14 protein-coding genes and 1 riboswitch are annotated in these 17,327 nt (G+C 69.9%); of the genes, 9 read left to right on the top strand and 5 right to left on the bottom strand.

Annotated elements, in window-relative coordinates; translation table 11 throughout:
- The 3 genes from JWP54_RS04575 to JWP54_RS04565 form a co-directional block, all read right to left on the bottom strand.
- The coding region (locus tag JWP54_RS04575) for an FGGY family carbohydrate kinase (RefSeq protein WP_297367918.1) at positions 1–517 on the bottom strand (517 nt) is incomplete at its 3' end.
- Positions 518–567: 50 nt separating this feature from the next.
- On the bottom strand, positions 568–1,332 hold the full coding sequence (locus JWP54_RS04570) for an MIP/aquaporin family protein (RefSeq protein WP_297367914.1): 765 nt from the start codon (positions 1,330–1,332) through the stop codon (positions 568–570).
- 110 nt (positions 1,333–1,442) lie between these two features.
- Positions 1,443–3,179, bottom strand: a complete 1,737-nt coding sequence (locus tag JWP54_RS04565; protein ID WP_297367910.1) for a glycerol-3-phosphate dehydrogenase/oxidase — start codon at positions 3,177–3,179, stop codon at positions 1,443–1,445.
- 173 nt (positions 3,180–3,352) lie between these two features.
- Between JWP54_RS04565 and JWP54_RS04560 the strand changes: the two genes are divergently transcribed.
- The 5 genes from JWP54_RS04560 to ribH all read left to right on the top strand — a co-directional run bounded on the left by JWP54_RS04560 (position 3,353) and on the right by ribH (position 8,125).
- The gene (locus JWP54_RS04560; RefSeq protein WP_297367907.1) at positions 3,353–4,327 is read left to right on the top strand and encodes a sugar-binding transcriptional regulator; all 975 of its coding nucleotides are present in this window, start codon (positions 3,353–3,355) and stop codon (positions 4,325–4,327) included.
- Positions 4,328–4,400: 73 nt separating this feature from the next.
- A riboswitch (FMN riboswitch) is annotated at positions 4,401–4,532 on the top strand.
- A gap of 114 nt (positions 4,533–4,646) precedes the next feature.
- On the top strand, positions 4,647–5,744 hold the full coding sequence (gene ribD / locus JWP54_RS04555; RefSeq protein WP_297367904.1) for a bifunctional diaminohydroxyphosphoribosylaminopyrimidine deaminase/5-amino-6-(5-phosphoribosylamino)uracil reductase RibD: 1,098 nt from the start codon (positions 4,647–4,649) through the stop codon (positions 5,742–5,744).
- Positions 5,725–6,396 carry a riboflavin synthase gene (locus JWP54_RS04550; protein WP_297367902.1) on the top strand — a complete coding sequence of 224 codons (672 nt, stop codon included), beginning with the start codon at positions 5,725–5,727 and terminating at the stop codon, positions 6,394–6,396. Before ribD ends, JWP54_RS04550 begins: the two co-directional genes overlap by 20 nt.
- The gene (gene ribA / locus JWP54_RS04545; protein ID WP_297367899.1) at positions 6,393–7,655 is read left to right on the top strand and encodes a GTP cyclohydrolase II; all 1,263 of its coding nucleotides are present in this window, start codon (positions 6,393–6,395) and stop codon (positions 7,653–7,655) included. The genes JWP54_RS04550 and ribA overlap by 4 nt, the downstream gene beginning before the upstream one ends.
- On the top strand, positions 7,652–8,125 hold the full coding sequence (gene ribH / locus JWP54_RS04540) for a 6,7-dimethyl-8-ribityllumazine synthase (protein WP_297367897.1): 474 nt from the start codon (positions 7,652–7,654) through the stop codon (positions 8,123–8,125). Before ribA ends, ribH begins: the two co-directional genes overlap by 4 nt.
- Here ribH and JWP54_RS04535 read toward each other — a convergent pair.
- Positions 8,103–8,489, bottom strand: a complete 387-nt coding sequence (locus JWP54_RS04535) for a response regulator transcription factor (protein WP_297367895.1) — start codon at positions 8,487–8,489, stop codon at positions 8,103–8,105. The genes ribH and JWP54_RS04535 overlap by 23 nt on opposite strands.
- A 125-nt stretch (positions 8,490–8,614) precedes the next feature.
- Here JWP54_RS04535 and JWP54_RS04530 point away from each other — a divergent pair, with 125 nt between their 5' ends.
- The 4 genes from JWP54_RS04530 (at position 8,615) to JWP54_RS04515 (ending at position 14,172) form a co-directional block, all read left to right on the top strand.
- Positions 8,615–10,276 (top strand): ATP-binding protein, encoded by a 1,662-nt coding sequence (locus JWP54_RS04530; protein WP_297367892.1) that lies wholly within the window; start codon positions 8,615–8,617, stop codon positions 10,274–10,276.
- 127 nt (positions 10,277–10,403) lie between these two features.
- Positions 10,404–11,759, top strand: a complete 1,356-nt coding sequence (locus tag JWP54_RS04525; RefSeq protein WP_297367891.1) for an MFS transporter — start codon at positions 10,404–10,406, stop codon at positions 11,757–11,759.
- A gap of 191 nt (positions 11,760–11,950) precedes the next feature.
- The gene (locus JWP54_RS04520) at positions 11,951–12,178 is read left to right on the top strand and encodes a hypothetical protein (RefSeq protein WP_297367889.1); all 228 of its coding nucleotides are present in this window, start codon (positions 11,951–11,953) and stop codon (positions 12,176–12,178) included.
- 143 nt (positions 12,179–12,321) lie between these two features.
- Positions 12,322–14,172, top strand: coding sequence for an ABC transporter ATP-binding protein (locus JWP54_RS04515; protein WP_297367932.1), 1,851 nt, complete (start codon positions 12,322–12,324; stop codon positions 14,170–14,172).
- A 76-nt stretch (positions 14,173–14,248) separates the two neighbouring features.
- On the opposite strand, the gene JWP54_RS04510 is transcribed toward JWP54_RS04515, so the two are convergent.
- Complete coding sequence (locus JWP54_RS04510; protein WP_297367887.1) at positions 14,249–17,317, bottom strand: glycoside hydrolase family 38 C-terminal domain-containing protein; 3,069 nt, start codon at positions 17,315–17,317, stop codon at positions 14,249–14,251.
- Positions 17,318–17,327 lie beyond the last annotated feature (10 nt).

Below are 17,327 nucleotides of genomic sequence, written 5' to 3'. Positions count from 1 at the left end.
TCCAGACGATCCAGGTGTCCATGTTGCCGAACACGAGATCACCGGCCTCCGCCTTCTCCCGGGCGCCGTCGACGTTGTCGAGGATCCAGCGGACCTTCGGGCCGGAGAAGTAGGTGGCCAGCGGCAGCCCGACCTTGGCCTTGTAGCGGTCCTGGCCGCCGCCCAGGGCACCGAGTTGCTGGCAGATGGCGTCGGTGCGGGTGTCCTGCCAGACGATGGCGTTGTAGACCGGCTTGCCCGTGGTCCGGTCCCAGACCAGCGCCGTCTCACGCTGGTTGGTGATGCCGACGGCGGCGATGTCGTGCCGGGTGAGGTTCGCTTTCGAGAGCGCCTGCCCGATGACCTGGCGGGTGTTGTCCCAGATCTCGACGGGGTCGTGCTCGACCCAGCCGGCGCGGGGGAAGATCTGCTCGTGCTCGAGTTGGCCGGTGGAGACGATCGACCCGGAGTGGTCGAAGATGATGGCGCGGGTGCTGGTGGTGCCCTGGTCGATGGCGAAGATATACGTGTCACTCATGTCGGAACTCCTGTGTTGGGACGGGTTGGCAGACGAATCGAAAGATGGGGTCAGGCGAGGATGGGCAGCAGCACCAGCGAGGCCCAGCCGGCCAGCACACCGCCGATGATGGGGCCGGCGACGGGAACCCAGGCGTAGGACCAGTCCGAGCCGCCCTTGCCCTTGATGGGCAGCAGGGCGTGCGCGATGCGCGGCCCGAGGTCACGGGCGGGGTTGATGGCGTAGCCGGTCGGCCCGCCGAGCGAGGTGCCGATCACGATCACGAGCAGCGCCACCGGCAGGGCGCCGAGGGCGGCCATACCCCCGGTCGCGCCCTGGCGGCCGTCGCTGAAGCCGATGATCACCAGCACCAGCACGAAGGTGCCGATGATCTCGGTGACCAGGTTCCAGCCGTACGAGCGGATGGCCGGCCCGGTGGAAAAGACGCCGAGCTTGTTCGCCGCCTCCGGCTCCTCGTCGAAGTGTTGCTTGTAGGCCAGCCAGACCACGACGGCGCCGAGGATCGCGCCGATCATCTCGGCGGTGAGGTACACCGCGATGGAGAGCGGGTTCACCGGCACATCGAGGCCGAACTCGGTGGCGCCGGAGGCGACCAGGCCGAGCGTGACCGCGGGGTTCAGGTGCGCGCCGGAGTTGTACGAGACGATGACACCGGCGTAGACGGCGAGGCCCCAGCCGATGGTGACCATCAGGAAGCCCGCGCCGAAGCCCTTGGTCTTGGTGAGTGCGACGTTGGCGACCACGCCACAGCCGAGGAGGACGAGGAGGGCCGTGCCCACCACCTCCGAGAGGAATACAACACCGAGATTGTCCACGTTGACCTTTCAATTGGTTCTGCAGCGCCCACGACAAAAGATCGCGCACGCCGTCGTGCGTTGATGGGGGGCGGGGATATCCCCCGCCCCCTCTTCGAAAAAGTTGTCGGTTAGAGCGCCGGCAGTGCGTCCGCGGTGGCGAGACCGAGGTCCACGCCGTGCACCTCGTCCAGTTCCGCGCCGGCCTGCCGCACCTCGGCGGCCGCCCGGTCGGCGTCCCAGCCGAGCACGGCCGCCAGGATGCCGGCCAGCTCGTCGAGCAGCGGCAGGCTGAGCCCGCCGACGAAGGCGAGGCTGGTGCGGCGCAGCAGCAGGTCGATGAGGTGGGTGACCGATTCCTCGCGGGCCAGGTACTCGATCTCCCGGCGTGTGTACAGCGGATTGTGCGCGAGGGGCGCATCCGGCTCGGCGCAGAGGAAGTCGATGACCGCACCGGCGCGGGTGCCGTACCGGGTCAGCAGCGCCTGCGCGCGGGGGCGGCCGATCTCGTCGCCGTGCGCGGCGAGCCAGACGGTGAGCGCGGCCGGTGTGGCCGGGAAGTCCTTACCGCCGCCGATGGGCAGCCCGACGGTCGACACGGTGCGCGGCAGGCCGAGCAGGGTCAGGATGTCGCCGCTGAGGTGCTCGGCGAGGGCGCGGAAGGTGGTCCACTTACCGCCGACCAGGCTGAGCAGCGTGCCGGGGCGAGACCCCAGCGGGCTGGACTCGATGCGGTAGTCCCGCGACACGAAGCCGGGCGCCTCGTCGTCGTGCCGGGGCAGCGGGCGGACGCCGGAGAACCGGAAGACGATGTGCGAACGGTCGACGGTGATATCGGGGAAGACGTGCTTGACCAGCTCGAAGAAGTAGTCGATCTCGTCCTCGGTGGTGCGGATGGGCTGGCTCATGTCGTGCTCGAGGTCGGTGGTGCCGATGAGCACCCGGCCGGCCAGCGGGTAGATGAGCACGATCCGGCCGTCGTTGTTCTCGAAGAAGATCTCGCCGCCGCCGGTGGCCGCGAGAAGCTCCGGGTGGTTCAGGACGATGTGCGAGCCCTTGGTGCCGCCCATGTAGGTGCTGGCCTGTCCCAGCGCCGAGTTGGTCAGGTCCGTCCACGGGCCGGAGGTGTTCACGACCACGTCGGCGGCGAAGCTGAACTCCGCACCGGTGACGGTGTTGCGCAAGCGCACGCCGTCGGCATCCATGCCCACCGCTTCGACGTAGTTGGCGGCGCGGGCGTGCGGGCCGGTGTCGAGGCCGTCGCGGAGCACGTCCAGGGCGAGGCGCTCCGGGTCGTGCATCGACGCGTCGTAGTAGGTGGCCGTGTACTTGAGCCCGGGGTTCAACCGCGGCAGTCGTTCGAGGGACTTCTTGCGGCCGTGGAACTCGTGCTTGGGCACGGAGCCGCCGTCGCGGGAGAAGGAGTCGTAGAGCACGAGGCCGACCTTGATCAGCAGTGCGCCGCGCTCCTGCGCCGTGCCCTGCTTGTGGGTGAGGAAGCGCAGCGGCGCCGCGAGCACGCCGGAGAGCGCGGAGAACATTGGCACCGTGGTCTTCAGCGGCTTCACGTAGTGCGGAGCGATCTTCAGCAGGCCGTTGCGCTCGGTGACCGATTCCTTGACGAGCCGGAATTCACCGTTCTCCAGGTAGCGGATGCCGCCGTGGATCATGTGCGACGACGCCGCGGAGGCACCGGAAACGAAGTCGCCCCGGTCGACCAGCGTGACATCGACGCCCTGCAGCGCGAGATCGCGAAAGGTGGCAATGCCGTTGATGCCGGCGCCGATGATGAGCACCTTCGCGGTGGGACGCTCGGCCAGTGCTGCGCGAGCGGTATCAGCGGGTGAGGAGAGGGGGAAGGACTGCACTGTTCACTACCTTTGTTTCGTTCTTCGTTCGAGGCGGCGACGGATGCCTCTGGGCGAATTCGCACGAAGAGCCCAGCCGGATTTGTGCCGGGGGCCATCGATATGGATTAATCAAGCTTGAGCAGACCGACACATCCGGTCAAGCCGAGTGAACAAACGTGCAAGGAGGGGCTGTGAGCCTCGTCGACGAGTCAGCGCAGTCCGACCGGGTGCGCGATGCCCTCACGGCGGCCCACCTCTACTACATGCAGGACCTGACGATGGATGCCATCGCCCACGAGCTGCACACGTCCCGCTCTTCGGTGTCCCGCCTGCTCAGTCACGCCCGCGCGACCGGTCTGGTCGACATCCAGATCCGCTCCCCCCTGGACGCGCCGAGCCGCCTCGAATTGCTGATTCAGGAGCGTTTCTCGATCACCGCGCACGTCGTGCCGGTGCCGGACCACGCCACGGATGTCGACAGATTGGAGCGGGTGGCCCTGTCGGTTGCACGGATTCTCGGTCAGTTCTTCGACTCGAACATGGTCATGGGCATCGCCTGGGGGTCCACGATGAACGCCATCAGCCGCCACGTCACCCCCAAGCAGACCCACGGGTCGCAGATCATCCAGCTCAACGGCGCCGGCAACATGCGCACCACCGGCCTCGGCTACGCCAGCGAGATCCTCGGCCGGTTCGGCTACGCGTTCGGCGCGCATGTGCACCAGTTCCCGGTGCCGGCATTCTTCGACAGCCCCGCCACCAAGCAAGCGCTCTGGCGGGAGCGGAGCGTCAGCCGGCTGCTCGCGATGCAGGCCCGGATGGACGTGGCCCTGTTCGGCTTGGGCTCACCGTTCTCCGAGGTGCCCAGCCATGTGTACGCGGGCGGGTACCTCGAGGAGCCGGACTACGCCTCGCTCAGCCGCGCCGGAGTGGTGGGGGACGTCGCCACCATCTTCTTCCGCGCCGACGGCTCCACCGACGGAATCCCGTTGAATGCCCGCGGCACCGGCCCGGACTTCGACGTGCTCCGGCAGACGCCGCGCCGGCTGTGCGTGGTGTCCGGCGCGGCCAAGCTGCCGAGCCTCCGCGGCGCCCTGCGGGCCGAGCTGATCACCGATCTCTTCGTGGACGAAAGCACAGCCAGGGCCCTGGTCGCATCCGTCTGAAGAACTGAAACGACGTCAAGTTACGCCGGGAATACATCACGCGGGTGCACGTTGAGATATAACTGAAGATAGAAACGTGCTCCGGGGTCGGTGAGAATCCGAACCGGCGGTGAAAGTCCGCGAGCTGGAACCCGAAGTCTGGGTCCCGGTTGAGCTGGTGAAATTCCAGCACCGACGGTTAAAGTCCGGATGGGAGGAGCTAAGAATCGATGGTCACTCGTGGACCGTCGACGGCTTTCGCGCCCGCGAAATCCCCCTCCCGGAGAGCGTCATAACGACGGGACAGGGAATGCACCAGCAGCACCGGCTAGAAGACGCCATGCGTCGAGCCCTGCACCTGGCCGCCAACGGCCCCGCCGAGGGCGTGAACCCACGCGTCGGCTGCGTGATCCTGAGTCCCGCCGGTGACATCATCGCCGAAGGCTGGCACCGCGGCGCCGGGACCTGCCACGCCGAGGTGGATGCGCTCGGCCACCTCGACGCGGCCGCCGCCCGTGGCGCCACCGCCGTCGTCACCCTCGAACCCTGCAACCACACCGGCCGCACCGGCCCGTGCGCCCTCGCCCTCATCGACGCCGGCATCGGCCGGGTGGTCTACGCCGTGGCCGACCCCGGCCAGAACTCCTCCGGCGGCGCCGACCGGCTGCGCGCGGCCGGCGTCGACGTCACCGGCGGCCTGCTCGCCGACGAGGCCCAGGCCTTCCTGGCCGACTGGCTGGTCTCGGCCCGCCTCGGCCGGCCGTTCGTCACCGTGAAATGGGCGTCCAGCCTCGACGGCCGGGCCGCGGCCGCCGACGGGTCCAGCCGCTGGATCACCGGGCCGCCCGCCCGCCAGGACGTGCACGAACGCCGCGCTGCCGCCGACGCGATCCTGGTGGGCACCGGCACCGCCCTCGCCGACGACCCCTCCCTCACCGCACGGGCGGCCGACGGCAGCCTGCTGCCGCACCAGCCGCGCCCCGTCGTGGTGGGGCGCCGGCCGATTCCCGCGTCTGCGGCGGTGCACCGGCATCCGCTACCCCCGTGGTTCGTGGCCGAACACGACGTGGCCGAGGTGCTGGCCGGCCTCCGCGAGCGCGGCGTGCGCCGGGTGTTCGTGGAGGGCGGCCCCACCCTGGCCAGCGCGTTCGTGCGCGCGAGCCTGGTTGACGAGTACCTCGTCTACCTGGCCCCGACCCTCCTCGGCGGCGACCGGCTCGCGCTCGGCGACATCGGCGTGACCGGCATCGACGCCCAGCGCCGGCTGCGCATCGAGCAGCTGCTGCCGCTCGGCGACGACATCCTGCTCGTCGCTCGGCCGGCCGAGACCGCCCCGGCCGACCGGGCCGCCCAGCCGCAGACCCAGACCACCCCGACCGACGGGCACCGCCCGGCCGCCACAACCGCAGAGGATACGCATGTTCACCGGAATCATTGAGGAGCTCGGCACGCTCGAGCGCATCGAGCACACCGCGGACGCCGCCCGCTTCACCATCCGCGGCCCGCTGGTGGTGGATGGCGCCGGCCACGGCGACTCCATCTCGGTGAACGGCGTGTGCCTCACCGTGGTCGACCAGACCGCCGAGACCTTCACCGCCGACGTGATGGCGCAGACGCTGACCATGTCCACCCTGGCCGGCGCCGCCGAGGGCGCCCCGGTCAACCTGGAGCGGGCCGCACTGGTGGGCGGCCGGCTCGGCGGGCACATCGTGCAGGGCCACATCGACGGCACCGGCACGGTGCTCTCCGTCATTCCCGGCGACGCCTGGCGCGTGCTGCGGTTCAGCCTCAGCGACACCCTCGCGCCGCTCGTGGTCGACAAGGGTTCCATCGCCATCGACGGCGTCTCCCTCACCGTGAGCAACATCTCCCCCGCCGCAGCGGCCGATCAGTGGTTCGAGGTCTCGCTCATTCCCGAGACCCTCGCGGCCACCACCCTCGGCGGCCTCACCCCCGGCGACCGGGTGAACCTCGAAACCGACATCATCGCCCGGCACGTCGAACGGATGCTGGCCCTCGCGGCGCGCACGCCCGCCGCCGCCAGCGCCGCCTCAACCGAACCATCCGCAGTTCTAAGGAGCACCCCATGAGCCTCGCCGACATCCCCACCGCCCTGGAGGCACTCCGGCTCGGCAAGCCCGTCATCGTCGCCGACGATGAAGGCCGCGAGAACGAGGGCGACGTGATCATCTCCGCCCAACTGGCCACCCAGGAGTGGATCGCCTGGACGGTGCGCAACTCCTCCGGGTTCATCTGCGCGCCGATGACCAACGACATCGCCGACACCCTCGACCTGCCGGTCATGGTGCTCAACAACGAGGATCCGCGCGGTACCAACTACACGGTCACCGTGGACGCCGCCGACCGCCTGAGCACCGGCATCTCGGCCGCCGACCGGGCACACACCCTGCGGGTGCTCGCCGAACCCACCTCCACCCCCGCCAGTCTCAACCGGCCCGGCCACATCCTGCCGTTGCGAGCCGTGGACGGCGGGGTGCGGGAGCGCGACGGCCACACCGAGGCTGCGGTGGACCTGATGAAACTGGCCGGGCTGACCCCGGTGGCCGGCATCGCGGAGATCGTCGCCGACGACGGCGAGATGATGCGCCTGCCCGGCCTGCTGGTGCTCGGCGAGCGCGAGGGCGTGCCGGTGATCACCATCGCCGACCTCATCGACTACCTGCAGAAGTTCCATTGCGACGACGACCTCGCCTCGGTCAGTGCGATCCGCGAGTCGCCGCGAGTGGACTTCGAGGTGGAGACCACGGTGCCCACCGAGCACGGCGCCTTCCAGATCCGCGCCTACCGGGACCGGATGACCGGCGCCGACCACGTCGCCATCGTCTCCGGCACCCCGCAGGACGGCGCCCTGGTGCGGGTGCACTCCGAATGCCTCACCGGTGAAGCGTTCGGCTCGCTCAAGTGCGAGTGCGGCCCGCAGCTGCAGGCCGCACTGGACACCATCGAACAGGACGGCGGCGTGGTCGTGTACCTCCGCGGCCAGGAGGGCCGCGGCATCGGTCTGATCAACAAGCTGCGCGCCTACAAACTGCAGGAGGACGGCCTGGACACCCTCGACGCGAACCTCGCGCTTGGCCTACCGGCGGACTCCCGCGACTACGGCGCGGCCACCGCCATCCTGGACGAACTCGGCCTCACCTCGGTGCGGCTGCTCACCAACAACCCGGAGAAGGTGCGCCAGCTTGAAGCGCACGGCGTGACGGTCACCGAACGGGTGCCGCTGATCGTGGGCGTCGGCAGCCACAACGAGGACTACCTGGCGGCCAAGCGCGACCGCATGGGCCATGACATCAGCGCACACCAGATCGTGAAAGGACTCGCACTATGAGTGGAGCAGGCTCCCCCGAAATCGACGTCGACGGCACCGGACTGGAGGTGGTGATCATCGCCGGCCGCTGGCACGACGTGATCACCGACGGTCTCATCGCCGGGGCCACCCGGGTGCTCGAAGCGTCGGGGGCCACGTTCTCCCTGGTGCGCGTGCCGGGCAGTTTCGAACTGCCCGTGGCGAGCAAGGTGGCGCTGGACAGTGGCGCCGACGCGGTGGTGGCGCTCGGCGTGATCATCCGCGGAGGCACCCCGCACTTCGAGTACGTCTCGGCGGCGGCCACGGATGGCCTCACCCGGGTGGCGCTGGACACCGGCAAGCCCGTGGGCTTCGGGGTGCTCACCCTCGACGACGAGCAGCAGGGCCTGGACCGGGCCGGCCTGCCCGGCTCGAAAGAGGACAAGGGCGAGGAGGCCGCCACGGCGGCGCTGTCCACGGCGACCGTGCTCAGGCAGTTGCGCGCCCGCTAGGCACTCCCAGCAGGGCGGTGACCCGCTCGAGCAGGTCGTTGGCGCGGAACGGCTTGATCAGGTACGCATCCGCGCCGCTCTGCATGGCCAGGGCGATGTCACGCTCCTGCGACTTCGCGGTGAGCAGCAGGATGCGCGGCTGCGGCACGGACGTGTCGGCGCGGATCTGCGCGCACACCTCGATGCCCGTGAGCTTGGGCATCATCCAGTCCAGCACCATCAGCTCCGGCGCCCAGGCGCGGGCGGCCGCGAGGCCCTGCTCACCGTCACCCGCCTCGGACACGTCGTGCCCGGCCCGGCGCAGTTTGTGGGCGATCAGGGCCCTCACGTCTTCGTCGTCTTCGACGATCAGTATCCGAGCCATCCGTCATATCTCCTGGTTCACCGTTTGATCTTTCGCGCCTGTCACCTGTAATAGGGACACCACACGCTAGGTTGACAATATCCAACCGCGCCGCGGCAGGAGTGCACGGGGGAGAAACCACGCCGATGAACAGCATCGTCGCGTCGCTGTGGGCGGCACCACGCCGCTGGCGCCTCGCCGCGATCGCCCTGCTGCTGGTGCTGGTGTACGGCCTGGGCCTGGCCGCGCTGATGGCACCGCCGACCGGAAGCGGGATGGCGGTCTGGTGGCCGGCCGCGGCCGCCGCGGTGCTCGCCCTGTGCGTGTCCAAACGGCGCGAGCGCTGGCTGGTCGCCGTGCTGGTGGGCCTGGCCTGCGTCGCGGCGAACCTCGGCGGCGGCCGCCCGCTGCCGGTCGCACTGGGGTTCGGCCTGGCGAACGCGCTCGAGGCGTGGGTGGTCACCCGGATCGTCGCCAACCGCGACGAAGCGACCCGGCTCGACACCGTGCGTGAGGTGCTGCGGTTCACCATCGGGGTGCTCTGCGGCGCCGTGGTCCTCGGCGTGCTGGCCGGTGCCACGGTGGCCGCCGCCGGAACCGGCTCCTTCGGTGCCGTGCTGCTCACGGTGATCCCCTCCCACGCGTTCGCGGTTTTCGTGATCGTGCCGCTTGCCCTCGTGCGCCGCCGCCGGATCAACCCGGCACGACGCGCCGAGCTGCTGATCCAGGTGGGCGTCATGGGCCTGGTCCTGGTGGTGGCCTGCGGGCCCGGCCAGTCGCTGCCCCTGTCCTTCCTCATCCTGCCGCTCCTCACGTGGGCGGCGTTCCGCTTCGGCATTCGTGTGGTGAGCTGGGAGCTGTGCGGATCGGCGATCGTCGCCTCGGCCTTCACCTCCCTGGGAGTGGGCTACTTCACCGGTGGCCAGGACGACACCTCCACCACCGGCTACCTGGTGCAGATCTTCCTGCTCACCTACGCCGCATCCGTGCTGCTGCTCGCGGCGGAGCTCGCGCAACGCGACGACCTGCTCGACCGGGAACGCGATGTGGTGCACGCCCTGCGCGACCTGAACCGGCAGAAGGACGACTTCGTCTCGTCGGTCAGCCATGAGCTGCGCACGCCGATCACCAGCATCCTGGGGTATGCCGAAGAGCTGGAGGACACCGACCTCGACCCCGACCAGGCCCGGTTCACCCGGGTGATCGTGCGCAACTCGCACCGGCTGGCGCAGCTCGTGGAGAACCTGCTCGATCTCTCCAGGATGAGCATCCAGACCGACACCCACGAGGCCGCGCTCGTCGACCTGCGGGCGCTGGTATCCGAGTGCGTGGAGGAGCTGGCCCCGCTGGCGCAGACCGCGGGAGTGGCCCTGGCCGCCGAGTTCGGCGACGGCTCGCTCACGCTGCAGAGCTCGGCCGCCGACCTCCGCCGGATCGTGACCAACCTGGTCTCCAACGCGGTGAAGTTCACCCCCACCGACGGGCAGGTCTGGGTGGGCTGCTCCGGCGACCCGGACGGCGACGGTGTGCTGCTCACGGTCAGCGACAACGGCATCGGCATCCCATCGACGGAGATCGAGCGGGTCTTCGACCGCTTCTACCGGTCGGCCAGCGCCGAATCCCTCCCGGGCACCGGCCTCGGGCTGCCCCTGACCAAGGGTCTCGTCGACAGGCTCGGCGGCACCATCGACCTGCAGTCCGACGGCCGCACCGGAACCCACGCGACGGTGGGCCTGCCCCGGCGGATGCCGGTCGTCGACCCGGCGGCCGCTCCGTCGGATTCGCCGGGTGCCGGGGCTCGAAGGTAAAGTGAATCAGGCCGCCACAAGCGGCCGACCTCTTTTCCTGAAGCGAACCCGCCGCCCCGGACGACTGACCGCCGCCCCGCGCCGCCACTCACCCTCCCACTTCCTCTATTCGAGAGCGCCTTTCCCCATGTCAGCATCCACCGCGGCGGCCACGTCCGTCGCCCCCGCGCCCACGAACCCGCGCAGTCGCGTCGTCCTCGCCAGCCTCATCGGCACGACGATCGAGTTCTACGACTTCTATGTCTACGCCACCGCGGCGGTCCTGGTCTTCCCGCACCTGTTCTTCCCCTCCGGCAACGAGACCGCGGCCCTCCTGGCCTCCTTCGCGGTGTTCGGCGCCGCCATGGTCGCCCGCCCGCTCGGCGCCCTGTTCTTCGGACACTTCGGGGACAAGAAGGGCCGCAAGGCCACCCTGGTCGGCGCGCTCCTGACCATGGGCATCGCGACGTTCCTGATCGGCCTGCTGCCCACCTACGCGATGGTCGGCTGGCTCGCCCCCGCGATGCTCGTCATCCTGCGCCTCGCCCAGGGATTCGCGCTCGGCGGCGAGTGGAGTGGTGCCGCCCTGGTCGCCACGGAGAACGCCCCCACGGGCAAGCGCGCCTGGTACGGCACCTTCCCGCAGGTCGGCGCCCCGCTCGGCTTCATCATCGCGAACGGCCTGTTCCTGCTCATCGCGGTGCTGCTGCCCTCCGACGACCCGACCCGGCCGTCTGACGCGTTCCTCGAGTGGGCCTGGCGGGTGCCGTTCCTGTTCAGCGCCGTCATGGTCATCGTCGGCCTCTGGGTGCGCCTGCGCCTGGTTGAGAGCGACGCGTTCACCAAGATCGTCACCACCAAGAAGGTCGCCAAGCTGCCGCTGGCCGCGGTGTTCAAGACCAACTGGCGGGAACTCATCCTGGGCACGTTCATCATGCTGGCCACCTACGTGCTGTTCTACCTGATGACCACGTTCAGCCTCAGCTACGGCCGCGCCGCGACGGATGCGCCGGTGGCGGGCCTGGGCTACAGCTACACGACGTTCGTGCTGATGATGATCGGCGGGGTGGTGTTCTTCGGCATCTTCACCCTCGCCTCCGGCCCCTGGGCCGACAAGTTCGGCCGCCGCCGCACGCTGCTCTGGGTCACCGCGGGCATCGTCGTGTTCGGTTTCCTGTTCGTGCCGCTGCTGGGCGCCGGCTTCCTCGGTGTGATGATCTTCCTGATCCTCGGCTTCACCCTGATGGGCATGACCTTCGGCCCGATGGGCGCGCTGCTGCCCGAGCTGTTCCCCACCCAGGTGCGGTACACCGGCTCCGCGTTCGCCTACAACATGAGCTCGATCCTCGGCGCGGCCGTTGCCCCATTCATCGCCGTGTGGCTGTGGACCCTCGGTGAGGGCAGCCCGTTCTGGGTCGGCATCTACCTCTCGGTGATGGGCCTGATCACCCTGGTGGCGTTGTACCTGAGCCGCGAGACCCGGGACCTCGACCTGGAGCGCTGACCCGCAACATCCGCCCCGCGAACCACGCATCCGACGCCGCACCCGCCATTTTTCGAGCTGAGCGGGTACGGCGCCGTTGCGCGGGTGGCGCGCCGCCCGCGTGCCGGCGCCTGACCCGCGTTCGCGGAGACACTCCGAGCGATGTCAACGTGGGTTGACACCAGCGCCGAGTGTCAACTACGGTTGACGGCATGTTGGATGACACTGGACGCACCCTCCTCGGCGACGCCGGCTCGCGCGACCCGATCGACACCCTGCGGGCGATCAAGGCGCAGCGCCGCGAGCTCGACCGGGCCGAAGCCCTGGCCGTGCGTCGGGCCCGGAATGCGAACACCTCCTGGCAGCTGATCGCGCTGGCCCTCGAGGTCTCCCGTCAGGCCGTGCACAAGAAATACGGCGGCAGCCGCCGGAAGGACTGACTCGGCCCGCCGGGCGCGGTGCGCGGCACACGCGGATGCCCGTCTGCGGCGGTTAAACTCGGGGAGTGAGTACGACTACCTCCGGGTCCAACACCCCTCCCTCCGCGTCGAGCGACACCCCCGCCCCCAAGCCCCGTTCCCGGCTGGGGCGCCGGAGCGCGTCCGTCGAGGGTCCGCGGGCCTCCTTCAAACAGCTGCTGCCATACCTGACCGAGCACAAGGCCGTGCTCAGCGTGGTCATCGTGCTCAGCGTGCTCGGCGCCGCCGCCAGCCTGGCCCAGCCGTTGCTGGTCAGCCAGGTGATCACCCTCGTCGAGGCCGGCGACCCGCTCGACAACATCGTCACCGCGCTCGTGGCGCTGGTGGTGATCTCCGCCCTGATCAGCGGCTACCAGCACTACCTGTTGCAGCGCACCGGCGAGGGCGTGGTGCTCTCCAGCCGCAAGCGCCTCATCGGGCGGATGCTGAACCTGCCGATCAGCCAGTTCGACGCCCGCCGCACCGGCGACCTGGTCTCCCGGGTGAGTTCGGACACCACCCTGCTGCGCGCCGTACTCACCCAGGGCGGCGTGGAGGCCATCGGCGGTTCGCTCACCTTCGTGGGCGCCATCATCGCGATGCTCATCATCGACCCGGTGCTGCTGGGCCTGACCGTGCTGGTGATCGCCGTCTCGGTGGTCACCGTGGTGCTGCTCTCCCAGCGCATCCGCACCGCCAGCCTGGCCGCCCAGACCAAGGTCGGCGACCTGGCCGCCAGTGTGGAGCGGGCCATCAGCGCCGTGCGCACGGTGCGCGCCGCGAACGCAACAGCGCGGGAGATCGCCGTGGTGGAGAAGGACGCCGAGGGCGCCTGGCAGATGGGCATCAAGGTCGCCAAGGTCTCCGCCCTGGTCGTGCCCATCGCCGGCATCGCCCTGCAGGTGTCGTTGCTCGTGGTGCTCGGCGTCGGCGGTTTCCGCGTCGCCGCCGGCAGCATCACCGTCGCCGACCTGGTGGCGTTCATCCTGTTCCTGTTCATGATGATCATGCCGCTGGGCCAGTTCTTCGGCGCGATCACCTCGATCAACTCGGCGCTCGGCGCGCTCGGCCGTATCCAGGAGATCATCGACCTGCCCAGTGAGGACCAGTTCGACCGGGAGATCGCCCCGCTGGCGATGGTGGTGGGCGCCGCGAACGCCAAGGTCAACCCGCAGGCACCCGCGATCGCGTTCGAAGACGTGCGCTTCTCCTACGCCCCGACGGCGCTGGCCACGACGGATGCTTCCACCGGCGAGCAGCTGAACGCCCCCGCCGCCACCACGCCGGCCGCGCAGACCCCCGTGTTGCGCGGGGTGTCGTTCAGCGCCCCGCGAGGCCTGCGCACCGCACTGGTCGGTCCGTCCGGGGCCGGAAAGAGCACCATCCTCGCGCTGATCGAGCGGTTCTACGACGCCGACTCCGGCGTGGTGCGCCTCGGCGGCCTCGACATCCGGAGCCTGGACCGCGAGGAACTCCGCGGCCAGATTGGCTACGTGGAGCAGGACGCCCCGGTGTTGGCCGGCTCACTGCGCGACAACCTCACCCTGGCCAGCCCCGACGCCACGGACGAGCAGTGCGTGGTCGTGCTGCACGCGGTGAACCTCGGCGAGGTGCTCGACCGCGACCCGGCCGGCCTCGGCGCGGCGGTCGGCGAGGACGGCGTCAAGCTCTCCGGCGGCGAGCGCCAGCGGCTGGCGATCGCCCGGGCGCTGCTCGCGGCCCCGCCGATCCTGCTGCTGGACGAGTCCACCTCCAGCCTGGACGGCATGAACGAGCAGCTGATGCGCGAGGCGATCGACGCCGTGGCGATGGACCGCACCCTGATCGTGATCGCGCACCGCCTGTCGACCGTGGTGGATTCCGACCAGATCGTGGTGCTCGACCACGGTGAGGTCGTCGGCACCGGAACCCATTCCGAACTGGTCGTTTCCACGCCGCTGTACCGCGACCTGGCCAAGCACCAGCTGCTGGTCTAACCCGCGCCGTTCCTTCCACGAGAGCGGGGTTGTGGTCACCTCCGCCCCGGAACCACACCACCGCTCTCGCAAGGTTTCAGGGGCGGATGAATCGCAACGTGACGATCTCGAAGGGGCGCAGGGTCAGGGTGAGCGCGTGCGGCTCCACCGGCAGGGGCGCCCCGGCGGCCAGTTCCACCCGGGGTTCGGCCAGCGTTCTTTCCAGCAGGTCGGTTTCGACCACATCCGTCGCTTCGAAATGCCGGATGAGCCGGGCCGTCGACCGGTTGCCGTGCGCCTCGTAGAGCCGCACGATCAGGTCACCGCTCCGGTCCTCGGCGAGCTTGACCGCCTCGATCACCACGGCCGGGTTGTCCACCCGCAGCAACGGTTCGACTACGGGGTCGGCCACGCCGGTCACTGTACGCACCGGCAGGTTCAGCCGATACCCCTCGGCCACGGCCTCGGGGATGCCCGACCCCAGCCGCAACGACACCCGCAGTTCATGCCGGCCCTGGTCGGCGGCCGGGTCGGGGAACACCGCCGCACGGAGCAGGGACAGACGCACCGTCGTTGCGGACCGGCCGGCGCCATCGGGCGAGCGGCCGATGTCGTAGCCGTAGGTGGAGTCGTTGGCCACCGCCACCCCGTAGCCGGGTTCACCCACGTGCACCCACCGGTGCGCCACCGTTTCGAACCGGGCGGCGTCCCAGGAGGTGTTGGTGTGGGTGGACCGGTAGACGTGCCCGAACTGGATCTCGGAGGCGGCCCGGTCGGCGTTCAGGTCGAGCGGGAACGCTAGCTTGAGCAGCTTCTGCCGTTCGTGCCAGTCCAGGTCGAAGTGCAGGTCGATCGCGGGCGAGCCGGCCCGGAGGGTGATGTTCTCGACCACCCGGGAGGACCCGAACGCGCGGGCGACCCGCACCACGGCCCGGTCGGCGGTGTCCAGGACCACTTCCACCGACTCTGCGGCGGCCAGGTCGACGGTGTTGCGTTTGTAGTGCTCGTCGATGTCCCAGGCGTCCCACTGGGTGGGGGTGTCCCGGTGCAGTTGCAGCAGGTTGCCCGGTGAGCCCAGCGGCACCAGTTCCCGGTGCGCGGCCACGTCCCACACCGAACTGAACAGCCCGTTCGCGTCGATGGTCACGGCCACGAGCCCGTTGTCGAGCACGATCCCCGAGGGGGTGTGCGTCACCGTGACGGTTCCGGCCGGCGCCGCCGGGTTCGGGGGCGCCGCATCCGCACCGGCCAGCCCCGCCACCCCGGCCAGGGCGAACGGTCCCGCGTTCAGCAGCACGGTGGCGTCGCCGGCGGAGCATAGTCCCCGCACCGTGGACTCGATCAGGTCGGTGAGGGTGTCGGCCACGGCGGCGTAGTTACGCTCGGCTTCCTGGTGCACCCAGGCGATGGACGAGCCGGGCAGGATGTCGTGGAACTGCTGCAGCAGCACCGTGTGCCAGGTGCGCTCGAGCAGGTCGTAGGGGTACTCGGCGCCGGTGCGCACCGCGGCCGTTGCGGCCCAGAGCTCCGCCTCCCGCAGCAGGTGTTCGCTGCGCCGGTTGCCCCGCTTGGTGCGGGCCTGCGAGGTGTAGGTGCCCCGGTGGAACTCGAGGTACAGCTCCCCGGACCAGACCGGCGGGTCAGGATATTCGGCCTCCGCGGTTTCGAAGAACCGCCGCGGGGTGGAGAGCTCCACCGTCGGTGAGCCCTCGAGCGACGCGGTGCGGCGGGCGGCGGCGATCATCTCCTCGGTGGGGCCGCCGCCGCCGTCGCCGAAGCCGAACGGCACCAGCGAGGTGTTCGCCGCGCCCTTCTCCGCGTACTGCCGCTCCGCGCGGGCCAGCTCCTCCCCCGACAGTTCGGCGTTGTAGGTGTCGACGGGCGGGAAGTGCGTGAAGATCCGGGTGCCGTCGATGCCCTCCCAGCGGAAGGTGTGGTGCGGCATCAGGTTGGTCTCGTTCCAGGAGGTCTTCTGGGTGAGGAACCACTTGGACCCCGCCAGGGCGACGATCTGCGGTAGCGCCGCGGAGTAGCCGAACGAGTCCGGCAGCCACACCTCGAGCGGTTCGATGCCGAACTCGGTCAGAAAGAACCGTTTGCCGGCCACGAACTGCCGCACCAGCGCCTCACCGCCGGGCATATTGGTGTCCGACTCCACCCACATCCCGCCGACCGGTACGAACGAACCGGCCGCGATTTGCACCTTCACCCGAGCGAACAATTCCGGGTAGAACTCCTTCAGCCAGGCGTATTGCTGGGCGGATGACGCGGCGAAGGCGAAGTCCGGGTTCGCGTCGATGAGGGCCAGCACGTTCGAGAAGGTGCGGGCGACCTTCCGCACGGTCTCCCGCACCGGCCAGAGCCAGGCGCTGTCGATGTGCGCGTGCCCGACGGCGTGCAGGCGGTGGGCGCTGGCGTTGGCGGGCCGGTCGAGCACGTCCGCGAGGGCGGCCCGGCCCCGGGCGGCCGTGCCGGCCACATCGTCGGGGTCCACGGTGTCGATGCAGCGCTCAAGGGCGCGCAGGATGTCCGCCCGCCGAATGCTGCCGGCGGGCAGCTCCCGCATCAGGCCGGTGAGGGTCCAGAAGTCCGCCAGCAGCTGCCACACCGTCTCGTCCCGCAGCGCGAGGTCGACCCGCCGGAGCGTGTACAGGTTCTTGTCCCCGGCGGTGGCCAGGTCGCCCTTGTCAGTGGCGACGAAGGTGAATCCGGAGGTGACGTCGGGGTTGGCCGCGGCCTCGAGATAGAGGTCGACCGGCTGGCCGGGCTCATCGGACAGCGGCACGGACCGGTTACGGGGCGAGATGGCCTTGAGGATCACCCCGTCCGGGGCGAAGACCAGCCCCTCCGCCTGGAAGCCCGGCGTCGCCGAACTGAAGCCGAGGTCGACCACCAGCTCGAGCCGAACGTCGTCGTCAACGACCCAGTCCGCCGGCACCGTCCCGGTGACGTGCACCCAGGTGGTGCCCCACGGGCGGCCCCAGCGCCGGCCCGTGCCGAAGGGGGTGAAATCCTGGCCCACCGCGTCCGCGAAGGGGACCGGCTCCCCCGGCGCATCCCAGGATTCGAGGGTCAACGGCATCGTGGCCCGGTTGATCGCGGGGCGCAGCCGTTCGCGGACGAACCGGCTGATCCGCAGCTCGACGAGTGCGCTGTCATCATGCATTCCTGGACCG

This window comes from Cryobacterium sp. (assembly GCF_025463825.1).
Classification (GTDB): Bacteria; Actinomycetota; Actinomycetes; order Actinomycetales; family Microbacteriaceae; genus Cryobacterium.
Note: the sequence above shows the minus strand (reverse complement) of the source record. Positions and strands in the feature narration are given on the sequence as shown.